This is a genomic window from Bacillus sp. FJAT-27245, from assembly GCF_001273955.1.
Classification (GTDB): domain Bacteria; phylum Bacillota; class Bacilli; order Bacillales; family Cytobacillaceae; genus Bacillus_D.
In genome coordinates this window covers 1-7687 of the sequence record NZ_LIGI01000002.1, presented here as the reverse complement: position 1 = coordinate 7687, position 7687 = coordinate 1, and the positions used below count along the sequence as shown (strand labels likewise).

General features: G+C 44.7%; 10 protein-coding genes. 1 reads left to right on the top strand and 9 read right to left on the bottom strand.

Annotated elements, in window-relative coordinates; all coding sequences use genetic code 11:
* Positions 1 to 62: 62 nt before the first annotated feature.
* From ADU24_RS22340 to ADU24_RS23235, 9 genes are all read right to left on the bottom strand, one after another.
* Positions 63 to 1520 carry a DUF4153 domain-containing protein gene (locus tag ADU24_RS22340; RefSeq protein WP_053369059.1) on the bottom strand — a complete coding sequence of 486 codons (1458 nt, stop codon included), beginning with the start codon at positions 1518 to 1520 and terminating at the stop codon, positions 63 to 65.
* A 67-nt stretch (positions 1521 to 1587) separates the two neighbouring features.
* Complete coding sequence (locus ADU24_RS22335; protein ID WP_053369058.1) at positions 1588 to 2223, bottom strand: HAAS signaling domain-containing protein; 636 nt, start codon at positions 2221 to 2223, stop codon at positions 1588 to 1590.
* Complete coding sequence (locus ADU24_RS22330) at positions 2204 to 2551, bottom strand: PadR family transcriptional regulator (RefSeq protein ID WP_053369057.1); 348 nt, start codon at positions 2549 to 2551, stop codon at positions 2204 to 2206. Before ADU24_RS22330 ends, ADU24_RS22335 begins: the two co-directional genes overlap by 20 nt.
* 56 nt (positions 2552 to 2607) lie before the next feature.
* Entirely contained in the window at positions 2608 to 3063 is a 456-nt protein-coding gene (locus ADU24_RS22325) for a VanZ family protein (protein ID WP_053369056.1), read from the bottom strand.
* Between the two features lie 415 nt (positions 3064 to 3478).
* Positions 3479 to 4321: an STAS domain-containing protein gene (locus ADU24_RS22320; protein ID WP_053369055.1), complete on the bottom strand. Its 843-nt coding sequence runs from the start codon at positions 4319 to 4321 to the stop codon at positions 3479 to 3481.
* A gap of 203 nt (positions 4322 to 4524) precedes the next feature.
* Positions 4525 to 4857 carry a replicative helicase loader/inhibitor gene (locus ADU24_RS22315; protein WP_053369054.1) on the bottom strand — a complete coding sequence of 111 codons (333 nt, stop codon included), beginning with the start codon at positions 4855 to 4857 and terminating at the stop codon, positions 4525 to 4527.
* 78 nt (positions 4858 to 4935) lie between these two features.
* Positions 4936 to 5082, bottom strand: a complete 147-nt coding sequence (locus ADU24_RS23460; protein ID WP_197277585.1) for a hypothetical protein — start codon at positions 5080 to 5082, stop codon at positions 4936 to 4938.
* Positions 5083 to 5415: 333 nt separating this feature from the next.
* The gene (locus tag ADU24_RS22310) at positions 5416 to 5802 is read right to left on the bottom strand and encodes a DUF2500 domain-containing protein (RefSeq protein WP_053369053.1); all 387 of its coding nucleotides are present in this window, start codon (positions 5800 to 5802) and stop codon (positions 5416 to 5418) included.
* A gap of 160 nt (positions 5803 to 5962) precedes the next feature.
* Positions 5963 to 6139, bottom strand: coding sequence for a hypothetical protein (locus ADU24_RS23235; protein WP_156324713.1), 177 nt, complete (start codon positions 6137 to 6139; stop codon positions 5963 to 5965).
* A 478-nt stretch (positions 6140 to 6617) separates the two neighbouring features.
* On the opposite strand from ADU24_RS23235, the gene ADU24_RS22305 reads away from it, so the two are divergent.
* Entirely contained in the window at positions 6618 to 7445 is an 828-nt protein-coding gene (locus ADU24_RS22305; protein ID WP_053369052.1) for an undecaprenyl-diphosphate phosphatase, read from the top strand.
* Positions 7446 to 7687: the final 242 nt, after the last annotated feature.

Here is a 7687-nt window from a genome sequence, read left to right as displayed (position 1 = left end):
CCCCTACTATCTTCCGCCACAAAACTACAGCCATAAATCACCCTCACATCACACCCTCTCCACTATTGCCCCAGCTGAAGTTCCTTCAATGCGTCTTCCGCTTTGTACCTTGTCAGGTTATACGATTGCCAGCGATCTTTTCCCGGTAAGGCTTGTTTCTTTTCCAAAAGCAGTTCCTTAAGTCCCGGAACTTCAGGCTGTTCGCGGTACAGTTTTATCAAACCGAGTGTCCCGGTGTCGGACATGTTCGCCAAATAACGGAGGTCAATTTTTCCCGTTTCCGCATATCTTTCAAGGTTGCGGTCAACAACAATATGGTCGATGCCGACAACGTTGATTGCCGTATAAAAAACAAGTGAAGAAATGAAGTAGAAATGCAGCAGAGACAGCCTTGCAAGCCATATTTTCGCAAAAGTGTAGCAAAAAATGACGAGCAGGAAAATCATGAAAGAATGTACAAGCACTCGTGTAAACGTAAAGCCGTAAGCTTCTTCGTACATCATGAGCCTCATGAACGCGGAGGTTAGGATGACCCCGGTTGCCACCACAAGAATCGCCAACGCCCCCTGCACTGTTCTCCAAAGGCGCTCCCCTCTTTTTTTGGAAAAAGTAAGGACGGATACCGTTACGGTCAGGTTGATGAGAGAGACAAAAATCAGTTCGAAAAAGCCGCGCCGCGCATATTCTGCATACGTAAACCCTTCACCAAGCGTCCCGCTGAAAAAGTATTTGAATTGGACCCCGACAAACAGGACATAAACAGCGTCGAGAAGGATAAGGACCGTCAAAGCCGTAACCGGATCGACTCCCGCGGTTGATCCGCTTGTTTTCAATTCACGGATTTCCAGCCTTCTTTTTAAATTCACCTGCATGTAGCCGAAAAACACAAACGTGTAAAACAGCGCCGCCACAATTCGGAAGACCGTTTCTCCGCTAATACTGAACCAATCCGGAAATCCCGATAAAATCCGTTCGAACTGGCTGTCGGCGGAAATGAGAAGGTTAAGGACAACGGCAAGCACAGGAATGGAAAGAGCGGCGCCAATCAGGATCTTTTTGGCGACAATTCCTTTTCCTCCCCCTGTTTTCCGGATGGCAAGCCGCCCAACCAACCTAGTAACCCCCGCATTATATGCAATCGCTCCGCCAATCCTTCTAAGAATATAGGCGAGGAATACGGGATGCGCCCAGTTCACTTGCTTCGGGCCTGTAATGAGGGCGATGTGAATCACAACAAGCGCTGGGATGGCCAGGAGATTCAATCCATAGAATACGTCAGAATCAAACAGGAAATAACTTGCCGACAGCAGCCAGATAGCACCGAGCAATAGCCAGCCAAGGCGCTGATTTCTGAACGGGAAGCCGCGGAACCTCCAGAAAAAGGCCGAATAGAATGCCGCTATGAATACAAAATACGAAATGCCTATTTGGCTTCTTGTAAAAGCTTCCTCCGCCAAAATTCCAATACCCAGGCAGAGCGCCAAAAAAATCCAATCCACTTTCCTCATTCTTAAAACCATGATATTCCCTCCAATAGTATAGTACTTCTTTGTATATAGAATTACTAGGTATACGAGTAAAAAAAGCTTATACCGAAGCCCTGCGTCCCCATTTGTATGCAAAAAGGCAAATAGGATACAGCGCGGCAGTCATGACGATACAAGCTGTAATAAAGGCTTTGGTTAAAAGCGGATGGAACCACTCATGAGGAATCACTCCGGTTACAGTTAAAACCATTAGTGCCAAATTCGGGATAAGCGCAAGCAAAAAGGTTTTTTTGACAAGTGACCTCCCCTTATGCCCGAAACTCCGTCCTATTTCATAGCCAAGCAGCGCCCAAAAGAATATGTACACAAATGCGATAATGAACGGTATCGATGTCAGGCAGCTCCACACAAAAGCGAGCCATTCCCATTCCAAAACATTGTGAGCCGCCGTCAACGCTGCCCCGCCGGCAAATAGAAAGACGTTCAGGAGGACGAATAACCACTTCATATTGCTCGGCGTGACAGTGAGTTCTTCTTTCCACATGGCGGCGATTTCTTCCGGGCTTCCGAGCCTTTGGTACAAAAAGTTTCTGGCTTCTTCCTCATCGGATGACATGTATTCGACCAGTATTTCATCTAGATGCGACTCGTATTCAAGAAGGATGGAGTCCTTTTCGCTAAAGGATCCAAGCCTTCGTCCAAGTTCACTTAGAAATTCATTCTTCAGCTGTTCCATGGTCCGTTCTCCCAATCATTTTGTTCATCATTTGAACAAAATCCTGCCATTCACGTGTTTTTTCTTTCAGCAGCTCCCTGCCTTCTTCCGTAATCCGGTAGTATTTCCTGGCCGGGCCCTTTTCCTGCTCCTGCCAGTAATACTCTACATATTCCTGTTTTTCAAGCTTGTGGAGCGCCGGGTAGAGGGTTCCCTCCTTCACGGTAAAACCGTTGCCGCTCCTTGCTTCGAGTTCCTTGACGAGCTCATACCCGTACATATCCCTGTCCGCGAGCAGCTGCAGGAGCAAAAGCGATGTGCTTCCTTTAACAAGTTCACGATTGAACATCTTTTTCACCTACCTAGGTTTGTTAGGTATATAGAAATACTACAATGAATGCAGCATCAATGTAAAGGGATTTTTTTGTTTTTTGTAAAAATGCTTTTGCCCAAAGCGTACATTCCGTATCCAATCATTCCCCCAAATGTGTTAAGAATCAGGTCGTCAACATCGAACGCTCCGACCGCGAAAGCGAATTGGGCAGTTTCTACGGAAAGGGAAAGCATAAATGAACAAGTCGCAATCCTGGCCCGGGTGGCCAATTTTCCAAAAAGAAGGGGTAGGAAAAAACCGAATGGAAAGAATGCAAAGATGTTGCCGAAAAATTCATCCGTGGCCATGCCTGGTCCAAAACCGTTCCAGGAAGAAAAATACCGTTCGATTGTGCGGAACGGAATCAGGTTGTAATCGACGATCCCTTTAACGCCAGTCCGATAAGAGGAGAAAAATAGTAGATAAAACAATACGGCCATGTAAAAAGAAAAGCATAGCCAAACACAGGCTTTCAGGATGTTCTTCACGGGTTCGCTCCTACTTTCTGTTCGTTGTATTATCATTGTAATTGATTTTCGCGGTTGTGATCATAAACATAAGGTTAATTTTTTGTGGGAGGCGTATAGAAGGAGAAGCGAATTGGCGTGGCGAAAAAGCGAAAACCGAAAACCGAAAGAACAGGAATATGCCCGGCTTCACGTTAATTATTAATAACCTTACCTCTATCAATTATGAATGTGAGGAGCCTATCAGTTGGCTAGGGACTGCTAGCAGATAGATAGGCTTTGCTAGCAACAAACCGACATCATAATAAAACAGCCGCCTTTGCAATGCTTTCGGCGTTTTTCGCCATCCTTGCACTGGCGGCCATTTTGGAAGCATTAATTACTTTCTTCATAATAAATGGCCCCTCTGCTTTCCTTAGAAGGGGCCATTTTACAATCAGTTTATTGTTTTTATCGTATCTAGCGCCTGGGTGAGCGATGGCAGGATGGCCACTTCCTCGAATTTTAGGCCGAGTTGGATGGCTGTTTGTGCAATTTCCGGGCGGATTCCCGATAAGGTTGTGCGGACGCCGATTAATTTCAGCGCTTTTATAAGGTTAAATAGTTCATTTGCGACCATTGTATCCATAATCGCCACTCCTGAAAGGTCGATGCACAAGCTTGAAACGCCTTGATCGACGCATTGCATAAGGGTGTTTTCCAGGATGATTTTCGCCCTCGCCGTGTCAATGTCCCCAATTAGCGGCAACAGCGCGGAATTCCCTTGAAGCTTAATTACCGGTGAGCTCAATTCATTGATTAAATCGTTTTGGGAAGTCAGGCGAATCATTGTATTTTTATGGTAGCTTTCCACGAATATCGCGATTGAAAGGTTGAAAGCGTTAATAGTCGTTTCGTACCACGAGAGCGCCTGCTTCAGGCTTACGCGCTCCTCATTCTCCTCAATGAATCGGTTTATGTAGTTTAACGCAACTTTCTGGCTGTTCATGTATTCCCGGATCACGTAATGCAGCGGTGTGTCCAAATGCTTCGCGTCGTCAGCCAAATCCTGTGACCACTGTCGGAATTCGCCTTGCAGATGTTCCTCTCCTTTTGTAAATAGTTTATAGAAGTTAAGGAAATATTCCTGGTTCTGGCGTTTCAGTTCGGCAATAATTTCCGGATTGTCGGAAGAATAAACGGAAGAAGGGTCTTTGTCATCGACCATTGCATACCAATCTTCCGAAAGCTGCCAAGTTTGGCCCATAAAAAATTCGTACAATTCTTCGTTTAGCGTCATGAATTATCCTCCATTTTACCTTGTCCGCCCTATTTTACCGAAGTTCATGGAATTATGAAAATCAAACGGTTGACCATTTGCATTTAGGGACTTACAAATGTGAAAAAGCCCGCTTGGAAGCAGGCCCTAGGTATCATTCCAAGTTATTAAATTGTGGGATGCGACATGCTCCTGTTTCAGGCGTCCCAATCCAACGTTACATGTTACAGGCCTGCGAAATATTCAGTCTGCCATGGCAATTGTGGAGGCTCCTTTGGCAGGAAGCGGTCATGTTTCATTTGAATCCATCCCTCTTCTTCCAAAAGAAGGCCTTCCCTTCCGCTTAAAGTATCGCTCTCATTGTACGCGGCGATTTCGGCCATCAAAGGGGGATAAGGGCTTTTTCTAATATGGGCGGAAAGCTTTTTCATCACCTGCGAATAATCCATTTCCCGGCAAACAGCAAACCAGTTTTCAACCGTTTCAGCTCTTACCGTAAACTCTGGATAAACAGATTCAATCAGCACCAGGATTTTCATCAATTCATGCTTTTCCATCCACATTTACCTCCCGCTATTTTGTCCCTAAATCCTTGTAGGCCCGCCTTTCAGAAACAATTCAAACAGGAATTTCTGCTATTCGCCCTGGTCAAGGGAGTAAGGGTTTTTCCCTATGTTCAGCCTCGCCTCATCCGTGAGGACGAAAGGCTGCGAAATAGCCTCGCTCTCCATATTTGCTTCAGGGTGATTGCTTCCATCATAATGAAGTGGTTTTATTTCCATCTGTTTCCCTCCTTGTCAGCTTACTTTTCCACAAAGTACGTGTTTTGATGCATCCAAGGAACTAATTCATTTTACAATATTCTTACTTTTCAGTATAATTTATCGCTTTAAAAATTGCCAGTGTAAATGATGGGAATCACATCCAAGTTTGCAATTCTGTTTAATGGCTGAGTTCTGTTGCGTAGTTTGGAGGGTTTGAGGTGCGTTTGGTGAGAGATTTTCACACGAAGCGGTATTGGCTAGGGTTCTCATGGACGTTTGGTGAGAATTTTCATTTGGCTGGCCCTGTTCCATGCTTTAACTTTAGGTAAAGCCAGCCCGCCTGGACTGGCTTTACATGTCTTTTGCGGCAAAGTCTTTCATCCGAGTGAACCCATGGTACCGGGTCCCCTGAAAATCCAGATTCCCTGCATCACCTTCTGCGATGAGGCCAAAATCCCGGCCGTTCACCGCAAATTCCATTCGATCCCCGCTTTCCACCTCGAATGTGGCATAATACCATGTTGAGGCTGAAGAATCGCCGGAGCCGCCGCTAACCTCCGTCCTTTTTGAAACGACAACCGCCTTCACAGTCAGGCGCGGCTGCTTGTTGTTGCTGGACCATTCGCCAATTCCCTTGACGACTGCAAAGAATATGACCCCAATAACGATTACGAACATGACAATGAAAAAAATCGGCATCATGGAAAAGAAAAATGATTCATCGCCAAACCCAGTCATCTTACTCCCCCTCGGTATTTTTTCTCTTTACTAATTCATCCTTGTAGTGGATTGCAGATAATAACTTTACGTCTCTTAATTTAAGTATATGCGCCTCCAAAAGCGATAAGGATTTTGTAAAGCCTCGTTTAATCGCATGCTCTACAATGTCAAGGCACGTTCAGTAATCTTTGTCCATCACTTTGGCGCGATGATTGTAATAACCCGTTTCATCCCCTTCTTCAAGAGAAATTACGGCTAGGTAATAATGTATAAACGTACCTTCCTTCATGTTAAAAAGAAGGTCTCTTGCTTTCGTGAATTGCTTCTCCTTCAAGTACAGCATGGCAAGCGCCATCTCTTTTTTTTGGCCCTCCTCCAACTTTTTGGCAATTTACGCTGCTGCATCCTTGTTTCCGCTTAAAAGATAATACAAATACCGGTAGTAAGGATTTCGGGGTTTTTCAAATCTGCGAACATCTTTCCGGAATCCTTGCTCAAGAGAAGCGGCATAATATACGGGATGCTTACAATAATGTAGATCGCTGCACCCAGAAAGGTTACAAAAGGAGCAACATCCGATCCCCCTTAAGCAATCCAAGTATGAATAAGCCCAAATATCAAAAACGTCTATGTCCCTCCCGGAAATCCCAAAATGTTCTTTCTTCATACTTTATCATACTTAATTTTTTTGGGGGAATTGGAAGGTTGTTTACTGTATTTATATTATGTTAACTGACTTTGTATTTACTTCTCCTTTTTCCTTGTCTGATTACCTAAATTCCTTTATCATTTACTCTTAGACAAATAATACAGCTAGAATTGGAGTTTTAAAAATGAATCTCTGGGAAATTATCGTTGCGCTTATACTTGGAATTGTTGAAGGATTAACCGAATTTGCGCCTGTATCCTCCACAGGCCATATGATTATCGTCGATGACCTGTGGCTCCATTCAAAGGAGCTATTTTCCGCGCCGGTCGCCAACACATTTAAGGTTGTCATCCAACTTGGATCGATCCTCGCCGTTGTCATTGTCTTTAAAGAACGGATTTTGAACCTGCTCGGCCTTTCGAAAAAAACACCTACCGAGACAGCCGGAGAAAAATTGAGCCTTCCAAAGATTTTCGTAGGCCTTCTCCCCGCCGGAATCACAGGCGTATTGTTCGAGGGGTATATCGATGAATATCTTTTCTCTGTCAAAACAGTTGTCATTGGACTGGTTCTCGGGGCAATCCTGATGATCGTCGCCGATTATGTACGCCCGAAAAAGCCGAAATCGGAAACCGTCGATCAAGTTGGCTACAAGCAGGCATTCGGAATTGGTTTATTCCAGTGCCTTGGTCTTTGGCCTGGATTTTCGCGTTCCGGTTCGACCATTGCGGGAGGCGTCCTTCTCGGAATGAGCCACCGCGCCGCTTCCGATTTTACATTCATTATGGCAGTCCCGATCATGGCGGGAGCAAGCGCCATTTCTCTTTTGAAAAATTGGCAGTACTTCAGCGTTGACGCACTGCCCTTTTTTATCGCCGGATTCATTGCCGCATTTGTCGTCGCGCTAATTTCAATCCGCTTCTTTCTGAAGCTGATCAACCGGATTAAGCTCGTACCGTTCGCGATTTACAGAATTCTCCTTGCAGGATTGATTTATTTTCTCTATTTTTAACGACGAAATGACGACCGATTCTTTTAAAACTATGACAACAATTTAAAAATGAGTGCCGAATTGCATCTAAATTCGGCACTCATTTTTTATTTTTTTATTGCTATATAGGTTGAACCTAAAAATTACACCCTTTAGTGTGAGAAGCTCGTTGATTGGAGCTCAGGCATGTAGACTCCTCGAAAATGCTATCGCATTTCCTTCGTGCAAAGCCCATTCGAGGAAGCCAATTGTCCTGCGGGATT